The organism is Vibrio lentus (assembly GCF_002875945.1).
In the GTDB taxonomy this organism is placed as follows: Bacteria; Pseudomonadota; Gammaproteobacteria; order Enterobacterales; family Vibrionaceae; genus Vibrio; species Vibrio apostichopi.
This window is the reverse complement of the sequence record NZ_MCZK01000168.1, coordinates 58,724-73,961: the sequence shown is the minus strand read 5'-3', so window position 1 is coordinate 73,961 and position 15,238 is coordinate 58,724. Positions and strand designations below refer to the sequence as shown.

Annotated in this window: 13 protein-coding genes; 8 read left to right on the top strand and 5 right to left on the bottom strand. The window is 44.0% G+C overall.

All coding sequences use genetic code 11. The annotated features are described in order from the left end of the window. The first annotated feature begins 190 nt into the window (after window positions 1-190). Together BCT49_RS22365 and BCT49_RS22360 are read left to right on the top strand one after the other, a co-directional pair. A complete protein-coding gene (locus BCT49_RS22365; protein ID WP_102438289.1) occupies window positions 191-2,107 on the top strand; it encodes a methyl-accepting chemotaxis protein in 1,917 nt (638 codons plus the stop codon). A 224-nt stretch (window positions 2,108-2,331) separates the two neighbouring features. After that, the gene (locus BCT49_RS22360; protein ID WP_004732016.1) at window positions 2,332-2,532 is read left to right on the top strand and encodes a hypothetical protein; all 201 of its coding nucleotides are present in this window, start codon (window positions 2,332-2,334) and stop codon (window positions 2,530-2,532) included. 222 nt (window positions 2,533-2,754) lie between these two features. On the opposite strand, the gene malK is transcribed toward BCT49_RS22360, so the two are convergent. After that, the gene (gene malK / locus BCT49_RS22355) at window positions 2,755-3,867 is read right to left on the bottom strand and encodes a maltose/maltodextrin ABC transporter ATP-binding protein MalK (protein WP_102438287.1); all 1,113 of its coding nucleotides are present in this window, start codon (window positions 3,865-3,867) and stop codon (window positions 2,755-2,757) included. A gap of 665 nt (window positions 3,868-4,532) precedes the next feature. Here malK and malE point away from each other — a divergent pair. From malE to malG, 3 genes are all read left to right on the top strand, one after another. Then, window positions 4,533-5,717 (top strand): maltose/maltodextrin ABC transporter substrate-binding protein MalE, encoded by a 1,185-nt coding sequence (malE, locus tag BCT49_RS22350; RefSeq protein WP_102438285.1) that lies wholly within the window; start codon window positions 4,533-4,535, stop codon window positions 5,715-5,717. 81 nt (window positions 5,718-5,798) lie between these two features. Beyond that, window positions 5,799-7,370 (top strand): maltose ABC transporter permease MalF, encoded by a 1,572-nt coding sequence (gene malF / locus BCT49_RS22345; protein ID WP_102438283.1) that lies wholly within the window; start codon window positions 5,799-5,801, stop codon window positions 7,368-7,370. 11 nt (window positions 7,371-7,381) lie between these two features. Further along, the gene (gene malG, locus BCT49_RS22340) at window positions 7,382-8,272 is read left to right on the top strand and encodes a maltose ABC transporter permease MalG (protein WP_010431447.1); all 891 of its coding nucleotides are present in this window, start codon (window positions 7,382-7,384) and stop codon (window positions 8,270-8,272) included. A gap of 727 nt (window positions 8,273-8,999) precedes the next feature. Here the strand turns inward: malG and BCT49_RS22335 are convergent. Together BCT49_RS22335 and BCT49_RS22330 are read right to left on the bottom strand one after the other, a co-directional pair. Then, window positions 9,000-9,272 (bottom strand): hypothetical protein, encoded by a 273-nt coding sequence (locus BCT49_RS22335; RefSeq protein WP_192891296.1) that lies wholly within the window; start codon window positions 9,270-9,272, stop codon window positions 9,000-9,002. A gap of 273 nt (window positions 9,273-9,545) precedes the next feature. Then, window positions 9,546-10,049, bottom strand: a complete 504-nt coding sequence (locus BCT49_RS22330) for an acyl-CoA thioesterase (protein ID WP_004732005.1) — start codon at window positions 10,047-10,049, stop codon at window positions 9,546-9,548. 188 nt (window positions 10,050-10,237) lie between these two features. Here BCT49_RS22330 and BCT49_RS25735 point away from each other — a divergent pair, with 188 nt between their 5' ends. Then, the gene (locus BCT49_RS25735) at window positions 10,238-10,390 is read left to right on the top strand and encodes a hypothetical protein (protein ID WP_157938620.1); all 153 of its coding nucleotides are present in this window, start codon (window positions 10,238-10,240) and stop codon (window positions 10,388-10,390) included. 46 nt (window positions 10,391-10,436) lie between these two features. Here the strand turns inward: BCT49_RS25735 and BCT49_RS22325 are convergent, their stop codons facing one another. Both BCT49_RS22325 and BCT49_RS22320 read right to left on the bottom strand, forming a co-directional pair. Then, entirely contained in the window at window positions 10,437-12,059 is a 1,623-nt protein-coding gene (locus tag BCT49_RS22325; protein ID WP_102438281.1) for a peptide ABC transporter substrate-binding protein, read from the bottom strand. Between the two features lie 216 nt (window positions 12,060-12,275). Beyond that, a complete protein-coding gene (locus BCT49_RS22320; RefSeq protein ID WP_102438279.1) occupies window positions 12,276-13,169 on the bottom strand; it encodes a DMT family transporter in 894 nt (297 codons plus the stop codon). A 98-nt stretch (window positions 13,170-13,267) separates the two neighbouring features. Between BCT49_RS22320 and BCT49_RS22315 the strand changes: the two genes are divergently transcribed. Beyond that, window positions 13,268-14,056 (top strand): AraC family transcriptional regulator, encoded by a 789-nt coding sequence (locus BCT49_RS22315; RefSeq protein WP_065111466.1) that lies wholly within the window; start codon window positions 13,268-13,270, stop codon window positions 14,054-14,056. A gap of 256 nt (window positions 14,057-14,312) precedes the next feature. Further along, window positions 14,313-15,107 carry an endonuclease I family protein gene (locus BCT49_RS22310; RefSeq protein ID WP_102438277.1) on the top strand — a complete coding sequence of 265 codons (795 nt, stop codon included), beginning with the start codon at window positions 14,313-14,315 and terminating at the stop codon, window positions 15,105-15,107. Window positions 15,108-15,238: the final 131 nt, after the last annotated feature.

Here is a 15,238-nt window from a genome sequence, read left to right as displayed (position 1 = left end):
TATTGATACCATTTCAAGCTAAGTTAATTTAGTTGTTACATCATATTTGCAAATTTTTGCGATAATCCTCTCTAGTTTTATTGGTTTTGGCCGATACATCACTCAGATTGTGCATTTCTGATTGGAGTGCACTAAAAAAGTCCTGTTCAGGGTACACAAATAACGAGCGATTCTTTTTAAAGGTCCAAATATGTTGAAAACTAACTCTCTGAGTATTAAGCAAAAGGTTGTACTTGGAATTACTTTTGCGGTTCTGGCTTCTACAGTCATTGTCGGTGCGATGGCGCAACAACAAGCAAGAGATGTATTGAGTCATCGATTGGTTGATATTGAGCTTCCTGGGATGCTTGAGCGAATCAATGGTGAAATTGACCGTGAGGTCTCTCAACTGTTGTTAGCTGCGGAGCAAATTGCGTCAAATGAATTCATTTCTGATGCTATCGAATCGACCGATCGTGATGCTGAATTAGAAAACAAACTCGTTAAACAACTGAACAACGTGCGTAATCAATATCAGTTGAACGATGCTTCAGTAGCGAACCGTCAAACGGCTTTCTACTGGAACCAAAATGGTTTCTTACGTCAGTTAAACCAACAACAAGATGGTTGGTTCTTTGGCTTTACCCAATCTGGACAGCCAACCATGGTGAGCATGTTCCAAGAAGCCAATGGTGAAGTGAAAATGTTCGCTAACTACCAACAGCCTTCTGGTTTGGCGATGTCAGGTCTATCAAAGTCGATGGATGACATGGTTAACCTGCTTAACGGTTTCAAGATTGAAAATACTGGCTTTGTATTTCTGACTGATAGTCAAGGTGATGTACAAATTCACCGTGAGCGTTCTCGTAGTGACTCTTCACTGCAACAACTTTACGGCCCTCAATCAAGCCAGCTGTTGAACAAGTCGGGCTTCAACCTGATCACCACTGAAAGCCAAGGACAAGAGCTATTTGTTGCGAGTCTTTATGTGTCATCAATGGACTGGTTCGTTATTGGTGTGGTTCCAACCGATGAAGTGTTTGCTGAGCTTGATGCGACTGCGCAAAAGATGCTGATCATGACGGCTGTTGTGGCTTTGGTGTTTATCCTAATGGGCGTAGTGCTAGCAAACAGCATTACTCAGCCAATTAAACTTCTGGCCAAGCGATTCGGTGACCTTGGCGAAGGCGATGGCGATCTTGCGCAGCGTATTGAAGTAAAAGGCAACGATGAAATCGCACAGCTTTCTAAGGGCTTTAACGGATTCATTGAGAAGATTCACGAGTCGATGAAAGAAGTATGCTCGACAAGCCAAGCGCTTCAGGTGGCGGCGGAAAGTGTTTCTAACAAAGCACACATCACCCACGACAACAGCCAAGAACAACGTGACCAAACCCTTCAAGTGGTGGCTGCAATCAACCAAATGGGTATGACCATCAGTGAGATTGCATCAAACGCGGCGACAGCAGCAGAAACAGCCACGCAAGCTTCTGGGAATACGGAAGTGGGTCGTTCTGTGGTAAACAAAGCAAAAGACGCGATCAGTCGTTTAGCACAAGATATCGAAAGCACGGGTCAAGTGGTTGAACAGCTTGCTTCAACAACTCAAGATATCGGTTCTATTCTGGGTGTTATTCGTGATATTTCAGAGCAAACCAACCTACTCGCACTGAACGCTGCGATTGAAGCTGCACGTGCCGGTGAGCAAGGCCGTGGCTTTGCTGTGGTAGCAGATGAAGTTCGTAACCTTGCAAGCCGCACGGCAGATTCAACGGAAGAGATTCAGAAGATGATCAACCAACTTCAAAGCGATGCGAAAGATGCGGTAACGGCAATGAGTGCAGGTAAAGTGATTACACTTGAGGGCGTGTCAGCATCGGATGAAGCGGTAGACGTGTTGGGTGGTATCTCAGATCGTATCGTTGACATCACTGACCGTAACACTCAAGTGGCAACGGCAACGGAAGAGCAATCAACCGTAGTTCACACCATCAACCAGAACATTGAAGAGATTAACGCAATCAATGAAGTGACAACGGGCACTGCTGAGCAGCTTGCTGAAGCGAGCCAAGAGCTTCGAGACCTTTCTTCACGTCTGGATAAGATGGTTGGTTCATTTAAGCTTTAATTCCTTTAAGTTTTGATTCCTTTACGCTGTAGCATGGCTTAGAAAGGGACATAGACGAAGAGCTGGATTCATTTAATCGTGAATCCAGCTCTTTTTATTTACGGGCTTGTTTTCTTCTAACTGGCCTTAGCTTGATCTGGTTTCGGGCTTTGCACTTAATCGCTCTAGCATCACAGGGCGTAAATGAGTAAAATCTGATTAGGTTTAATATTTAGGTAAGTATCATGAGCGATTTTGAAAAAGAACTAGAGCAGATGACTCAAGAGATGGGCGATGAGCCAGAAGTAAAACTGCCATCAATTGAAGAGCAAAAAGCGATCGTTGCTGAGTTTAAGCGACTAGAAGCGGAAGGCAAACTAACACCAGAAGTGTTAGAAAAGCATTTTGGCCAGTTCAACAAAACAAGTGATACGCCAATCCACTAAGTTTCAGTAGAGCCAACCTATATCGTTAGATAGGGTGGCTTCTAGCTCAAATAGATAAAGGTCTAGCATCCGCTAGGCCTTTTTTATTGTCAGTCGTTAAAAGATGAAGATGAAGATGAATGAGAGCGGAACTAAGTGAGTAGAGCTTACAGAATAAAAAATCCCCCTTACAAGGTAAGAGGGATTCGATATGGGCAAGTTATATCTTAAAAGGCGAACCGATTAATCTGTACCGTACTCTTTGTACAAGCGACGACATGCGCGACCATCGCTGTGGAACAAGTGACAACGGTGTGCAGGAATACCAATCGCCAGCTTGTCACCAGATTCAATCGTCAACGTGTCTGGTTGACGGTAGATAACATCAGCATCGGCACTTTCGAGGTTTAGGTAAACTTGTGTTTCGTTACCTAGTTTCTCTACCATCATCACTTCAGCTTCAATCGTCGCATCACCTGTTTCAGCAGACAACAAGTGTTCAGGACGAACACCCAAAGACATACGGTCACCAGCATTGACAGTGGTACCATCTACTGGGATCCAGAAAGTCATGCCGTTAGAAAGTTGTACCAATACACGTTCTGCTTCAGCTTGCTCGATGTGAACCGACATAAAGTTCATCTTAGGCGAGCCAATAAAGCCAGCAACGAAACGGTTTTGAGGGTAGTGGTAAAGATCAAGTGGCTTACCGACTTGAGATACGTAACCGCCATCAAGAACAACAATCTTATCGGCCATTGTCATCGCTTCCACTTGGTCGTGGGTAACGTAGATCATGGTGCAACCAAGTTGACGCTGTAGCTTAGTGATTTGTGAACGCATTTGAACACGCAGCGCAGCATCAAGGTTAGATAGCGGCTCATCAAGTAGGAATACATTTGGTTGAGAAACCAGAGTACGACCAATCGCAACACGCTGACGTTGACCACCAGACAATGCTTTAGGTTGACGCTCTAGTAGGTGACCAAGCTGAAGGATTTCTGCAGCATGCTCAACACGCTTATCAATTTCAGCTTTGTCAGCGTTCGCTAGCTTTAGGCCAAAAGACATGTTGTCGTAAAGGTTAAGGTGAGGGTAAAGCGCGTAAGACTGGAATACCATACCTACGCCACGCTTTGAAGGCTCAACGTCATTCATGCGTTGGTCGCCAATGTACAAATCACCAGACGTAATGTCTTCTAGACCTGCGATACAGCGTAATAGCGTCGATTTACCACAACCTGATGGTCCAACGAATACTACGAACTCACCTTCGTTGATGTCTAAGGTTACATCCTTAGAAATCTGTACATCACCATATGATTTATAAACGTTTTTTAACGTGACACTCGCCATCTAGCTAGTCCTCGATCGATCAAATTTTAAGTTTTACTGCTTATCATTATAAGAAATTTTTGGGTCAGCAGTAACTGTAGGAATTGGTAAGTATTGAATGAGTAAGAAAAAAAGTGGGTGAGACTTGGATTCTTTAACCAAGCCCACCCGTCATAGCCAAACTGGTGCCTATTTCCCCCACATCCAGCTAAATCTCCCCCGTGATTCAATCACAGATTTAGCTCGATGCTTTATAAAGACAACAGCGGGCAGTGAAGCCAACTAAATGAACAATGCGTCAACGCATAACATTCGCTGGTAAAGGGTTCTTACTATCCATTCTTGGATGAATGCAGTTTCGGTGAATTGGCGCAATCGTACATCCTCCCAATGAAAAATTAACGAGGGGGAGTAGGAGGGGAGGAGTAGATAAATGGGGTTATTGATAATAGGCGATCCAGTTCAAATAAATCCACGGCATAACGGTGACTCTGATCACGATGAGTATGTGTTTTGTGATTTCAGTCTCCAATCTGACCGGATGGCGATCACGAAATTAAGCCATAATAGCTAGGGCGTAGTGGCTAGGATGATGAGTTAGAGTCTATTTTCTCAGATCATAAGCCCTGAAAACTGGCTCGTCTTGGTAGATGTGCCCTACGTATAAATATAAAAAGGATATTCACATGAAAAACGCTCTAAGCGCTGTAGCTCTAGGAACATTAGTTGCTCTGGGTTCTTTTGGTGCAAATGCTGCTATCGAAGAAGGACAACTAACAATCTGGGTTGGCGGTGACAAAGCTTATGAAGGCATGGCTGAAGTAGGTAAACGCTTCGAAGAAGACACTGGTGTTAAAGTAACCGTTGCTTTCCCTGACAAACTAGAAGAGAAGTTCTCTCAAGTTGCAGCAGCTGGCGATGGCCCAGATATGATTTTCTACGCACACGACCGTTTTGGTGGTTTTGCAGAAGCCGGTCTTCTTGTTGATATCAAACCTTCTAAAGAAACTAAAGAAGGTATCGTAGACTTCGCATGGGACGCTGTTTCTTACGAAGGCAAAACAATCGCTTATCCAGTAGCAGTTGAGTCAGTTTCTCTTATCTACAACAAAGCACTTGTTCCTAACCCACCTAAGTCTTGGGAAGAAATCCCAGCACTTAACGCTGAGCTTCAAAAAGACGGCAAGAAAGCGATCATGTGGCCTCTACGTGGCGGCGCTTACTTCACATGGCCTCTACTTGCAGCTGACGGCGGTTACGCATTCAAACAAACTGCTGAAGGTTACGACATTAAAGATGCGGGCGTAGCGTCTGACGGTGTTCAGAAGTCTCTTGGTTTCATCGAGAAAATGGTACAAGACAAAGTTATTTCTGCAGACATGGATTACTCAGTTGCTGAGTCTGAATTCGTTGCGGGTAATGTTGCAATGACAATCAACGGTCCATGGGGCTGGGCAAACATCGAGAAAGCTGGCGTTGACTACGGCGTAACAACGCTTCCTAAGTTCAACGGTAAAGCGTCTAAACCTTTCGTTGGTGTATGGGCTGGTGGTATCAGCACTGCTTCTCCAAACCGCGACCTAGCTGTTGAGTTCATGGAAAACTACCTACTAACTGACGAAGGCATGAAGAGCCTGAATGACGACAAGCCACTAGGCGCTGTTGCTCTTAACTCTTTCCAACGTCAACTAGATAGCGACACTCGTATTGCTGCAACAATGGACAACGCGATGAACGGCGAAATCATGCCTAACATCCCTCAGTTCACAACGTTCTGGTACAGCATGGAAGAAGCGATCGGCAACGTAGTTGACGGCCGTCAATCAGTAGACCAAGCACTAAAAGCTGCTGAAGGTCGAATGACTAAGTAACAACCAAGCACTACCTTTTAAGGAGAGGGTAACCTCTCCTTACTTTTCTATTTTTTATCTATATCGCTAGCAGGTTCCTCTATGCAGTCAGTTCAAGGTACAGATGCTATCTCAGCACCATCAAGCCTTCCAGGCAGTAAAAGCGTCTTCATCAAATGGGGGTTGCTTGGTAGCGTTGGCTTAATTAACGGCTACGCTACAATTCTAATGTATTCACGCGGTGAGCTCGCTTTTGCGCTGCTTACTGTGATTTTAACGGCTTTGGCACTTTACATTTTTGGCAGTAAGAAAACTTACGCCCACCGTTATATTTACCCGGGTATTGCCGGAATGATCTTGTTCATTCTTTTCCCATTGGCTTATACCGTCGGGCTTGCGTTCACTAACTACAGCGCAAAAAACCAACTTTCTCTAGAGCGTACTCAAACTGTCCTTTTAGACCGATCTTTTCAAAGCGGTGAGAGTTACCCATTTACCTTGTACAAGACTGATGACGGTCACCAGATCGTTGTTAAAGATGGTGACCAACTGTTAGCAACAGACGTATTTTCTTTTGAAGATATGAGTGCAACAGAGATGGACCTATCTGCAATTGAGTCTGCACAAGGTGAGAAAGAGAAGATCAAAGCGATCATCCAAAACCGTTCTGCGATCAACGCGGTTGATTTTCACTTGCCTAACGGTGACGACATCCGCATGAGTGGCTTACGTAAGTTTGCTTCTGTTGCTCCGCTTTACACGCTTCAAGACGATGATGAAACGTTAATCAACAATGAAACGGGTGAAGTTCTCAAACCAAATATGGAAGAGGGTTTCTATCAACCTGTTGATGCCAATGGTGAGTTTACAGGTAACACAATCTCTCCAGGCTTTGTTGTTAATATTGGTACACATAACTTTGAACGTGTGTGGAAAGATGATGGCATTAAAGAACCGTTCATCAGCATCTTTATTTGGACGGTAATCTTCTCAGTATGTACCGTAGCGTTCACGCTTGTTATCGGACTTGTGCTTGCGAATATCGTGCAATGGGAAGAGCTCAAAGGTCGTTCAATCTACCGTGTTCTACTGATTCTGCCTTACGCCGTACCAGCGTTTATCTCGATTCTTATCTTTAAGGGTCTATTCAACCAGAGCTTTGGTGAGATCAACATGGTGCTTGAGAATATCTTCGGCTTAAGCCCGAACTGGTTCTCTGACCCACTTCTTGCGAAAACCATGGTGTTGATGGTTAACACATGGCTTGGTTTCCCTTACATGATGATTCTATGTATGGGTCTACTTAAAGCGATTCCTGATGATTTGTACGAAGCGTCAGCGATTGATGGTGCGAACTTCCTTGATAACTTCAAGCGTATTACATTCCCACTGATGATTAAGCCGCTAACACCGCTATTGATTGCAGCGTTTGCCTTTAACTTCAATAACTTTGTAATGATTCAACTATTGACCAACGGTGGCCCTAACATGATTGGCACCTCAGAGCCAGCGGGTTACACAGACTTGCTTGTAAGCTACACGTACCGAATCGCATTCGAAGGCGGCGGCGGTCAAGACTTTGGTCTAGCAAGTGCTATCGCAACGCTTATTTTCCTATTGGTTGGTGGACTCGCGTTACTAAACCTTCGTTTCACTAAACTGTCTCAAGATTAAGGAGCACGACAATGGCTATGGTACAAGGTAAAGGCCTTAAATACCGAGTGTGGGCAACGCATGCAGTGTTGTGGTGCTTCTTGGCAATGATTATCTTCCCACTACTGATGATCATCGCGATCTCGTTCCGTGAAGGTAACTTTGCAACAGGTAGTTTGATTCCTGATAATCCATCACTGGAGCACTGGAAGTTAGCTCTTGGTATGTCGGTAACGAATGCAGACGGCTCAGTGACACCACCTCCGTTCCCAGTGCTGACTTGGTTATGGAACTCGATTAAAGTGGCGGGTGTTACCTCGATTCTAATCGTGGCACTGTCAACGACATCGGCTTATGCATTTGCTCGTATGCGCTTTAAAGGTAAAGAAACTATCCTGAAAGCGATGATGATTTTCCAAATGTTCCCAGCGGTACTTGCTCTTGTGGCTATCTACGCGTTGTTCGACAAACTCGGTCAATACATCCCGTTCTTAGGCTTGAACACGCATGGCGGTCTAATCTTCTCGTACTTGGGCGGTATCGCACTGCACGTATGGACGATTAAGGGCTATTTTGAGACGATTGATAACTCATTGGAAGAAGCGGCTGCACTTGATGGTGCAACACCTTGGCAAGCATTCAGATTGGTTCTACTGCCATTGTCTGTGCCAATTCTAGCGGTTGTGTTTATTCTTTCGTTCATCGCAACAGTAGGTGAAGTGCCTGTCGCATCTATCCTGCTAACTGATGTGAACTCTTACACGCTAGCGGTAGGTATGCAGCAATACCTATACCCTCAGAACTACCTATGGGGTGACTTTGCGGCAGCGGCTGTACTTTCAGCACTTCCGATTACTATCGTGTTCTTACTTGCTCAACGTTGGTTAGTTGGCGGTTTGACGGCAGGTGGTGTAAAAGGATAAGCTGTACCCTATAAGAAAGACAAAGAGCGACCTTTTAGGTCGCTCTATATTGGCATTTTTATTACATCATTTGGTTTGGCCGCCGATCAGTAATAAAAATAACCCTCAGGTTACGCATAGCTGGCTACTAATCAGGTTCCTTACGCTATTAATGATTAGTGGTTTTTGTAACTCTAACCCAGGTACTTACTTGGGTTTTTTTATGCCTGCTACTTTTTTGCTTTCTACTTTGTCTTGATGTTCGCTTTACCTGTCAATTCTTGTGCTCATAACGGCTTCATGTTCAAAGCTTCGAGTCACTTCTCTCTCAAACCTTCCCTACCTCATTCCTCTTACTTGAAGACATGAACGAGTCTCACAAATCAGACACTCAGTATAAGGGGCTGTTGGTCTATTGATATATTGCTAATAATCCAATGCGTGATACTTCAATGATTTGCGTGCAACAAATACAAAAGTTACACAGAAAATGTATATAGAAACGGTAGGCAGCTGTGAATTACAGAGAGTTATATCTCTGGCTTATGGAATGAGTTGGGAAAGTAGTGAATGACGAATGGTTGATGTTAGTCGCTGATTCAAGCTAGATTCTGATGATTATGATCAGTTAGGTAAAAGGGCCAGTTAGAAAAATGATCAGTTAGGAAAAAGGGTCAGCTAGGACCAATGATTGGTTAGGGAAATGATTAGCTAGGAACTATGAACGATTAGCGATGAACTGTAGAAGCTAGAATTCTTTGCTCGAAGGAGCACAACCCAAGTGTTGCAACAACACATAAATGCTTTCTTGATCGAGTGCCACACGGCGAAAGAGATCCGCAAACGTGTTATCCCCGCCAAAACAAGTCTGGATATAGTGGTTAATTTCATTGCTATCGTAACCTTCTACGTACAATGTTCTGACCCATTGGTACTCAACTGCCTTGAGATTGTTCAGTGTAGATTCGCTAAGAGTGGGGCGTGTGACGCTCAAGAGTAGCTCCGGGAAATTCAAATACATCCATTATGATTGGCGGTATTTAACCAGAGCTAAATGACGACTTTATTACAGTCCGAGTAAATCGATAAACAATAGCGGCTTCATTTCAACCCTTGGCTGGGTATCACGCTATATAAGCTGTATTGAGACAAGTCGTATTGATATAAGCAGTATTGGGTAAGACGCGGCTTAGTCTGTGAGAGTTTATAAAGGGGAGTTGAGTTAGATAAGTAAATGCCAAGCATGTGCTTGGCATTGTAATTAGGTTTTGTAGGGTAGCGCTAGATATGGACCTTATTTAAGGTACTTCACGTGCGCTTCCATCTCTTCGCCTATCTGCTTTCTCATGTTCATTAGGCGAATAGCCGAATCTCTTAATTCGATGTCTTCTGGCGTTTCTGGTACCCACTCTGGCACCTTAGTCGGGTTACCGTTTTCATCAACAGCAACCATAATAACGATACAGTGAGTCGTTAGGCGATTGTTGAGCTCTTTAGGGTCGCTGGCTTGAACGTCGATAGCGATGTGCATAGAAGATGAACCGGTATAGATGACCTTCGCACTTACCTCTACAAGGTTGCCAACATGGATCGGAGCTACGAATCGAATCCCCCCTGCGTAAGCGGTAATACAATATTTACCACTCCACCCAGCAGAACAAGCGTAGGCTGCTAAATCGATCCACTTCATTGCTGCACCACCATGAACTTTACCACCAAAGTTCACATCCCCAGGTTCAGCTAAAAAACGCAGAGTAACGTCTCGTTTACCATCTGGTCGGTTATTGTTACTGCTCATCTATCTTCCTTCATTATTATTGTGCTGCATAACATGCTTGTTACTTGCTAATAACAATATACTTAAGATGACATAAATTAAAGCGGATAATCTCACGGTTAAGACTATTTTTTTCAAACGGATGACGAACTGATGAACATCGGTGTTTTCTAGCGATGGAGGCGAGAGGTAAACAAGGCGGAGCAAACATGAACAACCCAAATAGAAAGTCGATTTCAAAAAAAAAAACACCTAGCGTAATGCTAGGTGTTTCTAAGCCATTTGGTACTCATGTCGGTACCTTTTTATGTCTGCCAACTAACCGTTGCTTGTTTGGTTTAGTTAAAGTGACTGTATCGTAATTACCACTAAAGTGGTAGTTAAAATTATTTATTGCTCAGCTCACTTTTACTCTTTTACAAAGTATAGATCCTTAGCGTAGATATTTCCTTTCGGATTATTGTTAGGGAAGCCTTTGAGTGTATTTCGCACTAATCGAGTGTGGTTATAGTGATATAAAGGCATAACTGCTGCAGATTCGTTAAGTAGCGATTCAGCATGCTGGTATAAAGCAAAACGTTTAGACTGATCTTCCGTTTTACTCGCTTGCTGCAACAGCTCATCATAATCAGAGTTACAGTACCCGCTCTCATTAGCTGTATGACCACAAGTGAAGGCTTCTAACAGGGCTGAAGGCTCTGGATAGTCACCAAAGGCCCACGAACGAGCAAGCTGATAGTCTCCCGATCCTTTTGCGGCCACATACGCCTTCCACTCCATATTCTCTAACTCAACCTTCACGCCAAGTGGTTTCCACATCGAAGCTATCGCGATGGCGATCTTTTTATGGTTTTCGCTGGTGTTATACGTGAGTGTGAATTTGAGTGGGTTGTCTTGGTCATAGCCAGCTTCTTCAAGTAGCTGTTTAGCCTTAGCTTGGCGCTGTGAGCTATCTAGCGCTTCGAATAAAGACTTAGGAGCTGCGTAGTTCGGGATATTATTAGGCGTTACGCTGTAGGCTTCAGGTTCACCTTGGCCTGTCACCTTATCGACCAAAATCTCTCGGTTTACTGCCATGCTTAATGCTTGTCGAACTCTGACGTCATCAAACGGAGCCTGACGAGTATTGAACGAATAAACATATGATCCTAACAAAGCCTGCGCTTTAATCTGTTCTGGGCTTTCTTTCGCTAGCTTTTGGTAATACTCAAGTTGCACACGGTTCGTCATGTCAATCTCACCAGATTGATAACGAATCAGCTCTGCATTTTGAGACGATAAACCAAGGTAAGTCACCTTATTGATGACGGTTGAAGCGTTATCCCAGTAATTCGAGTTTCTGGTCACCTCTACGTATTCGTTGGGTACCCATTTACTGAGTGTGTAAGCACCGTTGGTCGCGATATTTTCTGCGCGAGTCCATTGATCTCCTTTCTCTTCAACCAACTTAGCGGGTAGAGGGAAGAAGGTTTTGATGCTCATTAAACTCATGAAGTAGGGCGTAGGCTTTGAAAGTGAGATTTCTACCGTGTGTTCATCTAGCGCCTTAATACCCAATTCTGATGGATCTTTATCTCCGGCAATAATGTCACTGGCGTTAACGATGTTCGCGGTCGAGAAAACAAACCCCGTGTTGTTGCCCGTTTTCGGAGACACGGCACGCTGCCAACCAAAAACAAAGTCTGATGCTGTCACCGAATCGCCATTCGACCACTGAAGACCCTCTTTCAACACAAATGTCACTGTTTTGCCGTCTTTGCTGATTACCCACTCTTTAGCTTGTCCTGGGATGATCTGCCCGTCACGGTTCTCAATCACAAAGCCTTCAAACATATCATTGACGATGATGTCGCCGGGCATACCGGAATTAACAAAGTTGGGGTCTAGGGTGTTGGGCTCTGCGCCATTGCCACGCACAAAATGTTGTTCTTCAGCTAATGGTGTCTCAGTAGAAACAGAGGCTGCGAAGCTTGAGGCAGACGATAGAGCAAGCAGTGAGGATATGATCACAGGGAGTGTTGGTTGGGTCATTGTAATTCCTTTTACAATTTAAACAGTACTGAATTCATTAAACCTGAGTCAGTAACATGTTGCAACCACAGCGTGTTGGAATTAAAAGCATTTAAAAGCGTTATGAACAGAACCGTTGAACAAAACAGGAAAACAACAATGCCTGCTGAGGAAGCTGGCATTGTGAGGTGAAATCGACTAGCGCATTGTTGCTAGGTTAGTTTTGGTAACGTTCACTTAGCTTTGCTGAGGTAGGGCAGCTTCCAGCCTTGGTTTCCTTTTAATTTGAGCAAGGATAACGCCTGAAATCACCATCACACCACCAATGATATGGAACTGATTAATCTCTTCACCTAGCCATGTAGCCGCCAATACTATCGCAACAACAGGAAGTAAATTCATGAACATCGCGCTTGAATCTGCACCAATAGTGTCAATCGCTTTCACCCACATCCAAGGTGCTAAAATAGAGGCAGCAACTGCGGCATAAGCTATCAATGGAATCGCTTGCTGTGAGGGTAATAGTTGTTCGCTTGTTAACCAAAGAGGAGTCAACATCGCGACAGCAAACAGCCCTTGAATATAAATCACAACCCAACTGCTGATTGGCATTTTCCAGCGTTTTAGCAACACACAGTAAGAGGCGTAAACAAAGGCCGCTATTAACATGTAGCCGTCACCTTGGGTAAGGTTTTGATGGATGAAGAACAGAGGGTCGCCTTTGCCGAGCATTAACGCCAACCCAGCCAAAGACAACACACCGCCGACAATACTTAGGCTAGAAATAGACTTGTTTAGCAAAGGTACGCTAAGGAACACACTGATCAATGGTACTAACGAAGTGATCAATGCCATGTTAGAAGCGGTGGTGGTTAAGCCTGCGTAGTAACCCAAAGATTGGTTTAACACCATGCCCAAAAAGCCAAGGAACGCTAACTTAGACAAGTTAGGTTTAATGATTGGCCACTGTTTAATCACTGAGCGAATGCAGAAAGGCGTCAAAATTAACATCGCAATAAACCAACGGTAAAAACTCATCGCGCTCGGTTCAATGGTGCTTGCGGCCAGTTTGTTGACGATCGCATTTGCACCCCAGATACAGACTGTGAAAAATGGTAAAAGATAATGCATGTGAATTCCGTCGCAAATGAGTTGATGCGGCTAGTTTGACAGGTCGTTATACTTACAGATATCTTTAAAAAGACATCAGGCGCGATAGGAAGACAAGTTTGAAAAAACACTCAAGAAACCTTCATCCATCCTTATCAATCGATAAGGCACCATCCAATGTATTTATGAATTTCGAAGCTTTTTTATCGAACACTGAAACTCGTATACATAGCCACCCTTGGGGACAGGTTCAGTTGATCAGCGGTGGGATTCTTGAAATGGAAGCCGAAGGCATACGCTTTCTCGCGCCACCACATCTAGCGATTTGGGTGCCAGCTGGGGTCATGCACTGCAGTTACAACCGTAAGCCATTGGACTACTGTTCATTGAATATTGCCCATGAGTTAACTCAGCATCTGCCGGAGAAAACCAGCCTCATTAAGATCACCCCAATCGTCTCCTCGATCATTGATGACTTTCGCCAGCGTGATATCAACGTCGCACAAAGCGAACAAGATCAAAGGCTTGTTCAGGTATTGCTCGATCAACTTGCAGAACGCCAAGTCGAGCATCACTTCTTGCCCTCAACGGATAACAAGTATCTTGCTCCCATTCTTGCGGCGATAGAAGAGAATCCAACAGACGATATCTCGTTAAAAGACTGGGCTGAGAAAGTACACGCCACCGAGCGTACTCTGTCGCGTCATTGCCAAAGTGAATTGGGAATGAGCTTCACCGAATGGCGACTAAGAGTTCGCTACCTGTACTCAATGGATCTATTAAGAAACGGCCAGTCGGTTAAAGAAGTCGCCCTCACATTAGGTTACAACCAAGCCAGCCCCTTCATTAGTATGTTCAAGAAATATTCTGGCCAAACACCAGAACAATATAAGAACAGATTGTTGTAGTTTGTGTATGGAGAGGCATCAGTTTGAAAAGCGGATATCTGTCATCGGTAAGTAACGAGAAGTATTGCTAAACCAAATTCTCCAGAGTGCATTGCTGGTAATAGCGTATCGAGAGCTGGATATTTACCCCTTCAATAATAAAGTGCTAGATTCCCCTTTTTATAAATAAACCGATTGCATATAAATTGTGTTTTGTAGAGTATTAGGGCACTCATCAATAGTGAGTGATTAAAACAATAATAAGGATACTAAAACAATGAAAATGCGTTTAAATCTAAGCCTTTTCCTAATTTCTACAGCTCTTAGTCCAGTTGCGCTTGCCGATACTACATTCCCTGACGGCTATTACCTCGAAGCTGAAGGGCTGAGTGGAAATGCTTTAAAAGACATGCTTGGTGTCATTGCTGCTCGTGGGCAAAAACAATTGTCGTATAGCCAAGTTTGGTCTGCATTAAAAGACACCAATGAAGACCCGAATAACTCGAACAACGTTATTCTGTATTACAGCGGCCGTTCACAATCTAAAGATTTTACGTCGTCGGGAAATAACGATAAAAATGCATGGAACCGTGAGCACCTTTGGCCTAAATCTTTTGGTTTCAAGCGTAAAGACCAGTGGGGCTATACCGATATCCACCACCTACAGCCAACCGATGCAGAGATTAACTCAATCCGCTCAAACAAAGACTTTGATTTTGGCGGCTCGCCATTGAAAAAATCTCCACTGAACAAAACCGATTACGACAGCTTTGAACCTAGAGATGCCGTTAAGGGTGATACTGCTCGTTCGATTTTCTACATGGCTGTGCGTTATGAAGGTAACAACGCAAACATGCCTGACTTGTATCTGGTTGATGATGTTTCGAGTACGTCAGGTAAGCCTAAGGTTGGAAAGCTATGCACATTACTCCAATGGCATAACGCTGACCCAGTAGACAATTGGGAACGTAACCGCCATGAAAAAGCCGTGCAATGGCAAGGCAACCGCAACCCGTTGATTGATAACCCAGGCTGGGTAAACGATATTTATGGCAGTAGATGTAACGGTTGATTGGTCGTCTGAACAATGCTAAGCAGTAGGTACGCCTCTGTAATCCGTATTAAAAAGCCATCTTCGTGATGGCTTTTTAATGTGAATCGGTATTTGAAGCTACTTAACAACGACTATTTTCGATAGGAAAC

Excerpts from the sequence above, each read along its gene's own strand:
- BCT49_RS22365 (WP_102438289.1), top strand. The coding sequence starts at position 191 with ATGTTGAAAACTAACTCTCTGAGTATTAAGCAAAAGGTTGTACTTGGA.
- malG (WP_010431447.1), top strand. The coding sequence starts at position 7,382 with ATGGCTATGGTACAAGGTAAAGGCCTTAAATACCGAGTGTGGGCAACG.
- BCT49_RS22310 (WP_102438277.1), top strand. The coding sequence starts at position 14,313 with ATGAAAATGCGTTTAAATCTAAGCCTTTTCCTAATTTCTACAGCTCTT.
- BCT49_RS22330 (WP_004732005.1), bottom strand. The coding sequence starts at position 10,049 with ATGAGCAGTAACAATAACCGACCAGATGGTAAACGAGACGTTACTCTG.
- BCT49_RS22360 (WP_004732016.1), top strand. The coding sequence starts at position 2,332 with ATGAGCGATTTTGAAAAAGAACTAGAGCAGATGACTCAAGAGATGGGC.
- BCT49_RS25735 (WP_157938620.1), top strand. The coding sequence starts at position 10,238 with ATGAACAACCCAAATAGAAAGTCGATTTCAAAAAAAAAAACACCTAGC.
- malK (WP_102438287.1), bottom strand. The coding sequence starts at position 3,867 with ATGGCGAGTGTCACGTTAAAAAACGTTTATAAATCATATGGTGATGTA.
- BCT49_RS22320 (WP_102438279.1), bottom strand. The coding sequence starts at position 13,169 with ATGCATTATCTTTTACCATTTTTCACAGTCTGTATCTGGGGTGCAAAT.
- malE (WP_102438285.1), top strand. The coding sequence starts at position 4,533 with ATGAAAAACGCTCTAAGCGCTGTAGCTCTAGGAACATTAGTTGCTCTG.
- BCT49_RS22335 (WP_192891296.1), bottom strand. The coding sequence starts at position 9,272 with ATGTATTTGAATTTCCCGGAGCTACTCTTGAGCGTCACACGCCCCACT.
- BCT49_RS22325 (WP_102438281.1), bottom strand. The coding sequence starts at position 12,059 with ATGACCCAACCAACACTCCCTGTGATCATATCCTCACTGCTTGCTCTA.
- malF (WP_102438283.1), top strand. The coding sequence starts at position 5,799 with ATGCAGTCAGTTCAAGGTACAGATGCTATCTCAGCACCATCAAGCCTT.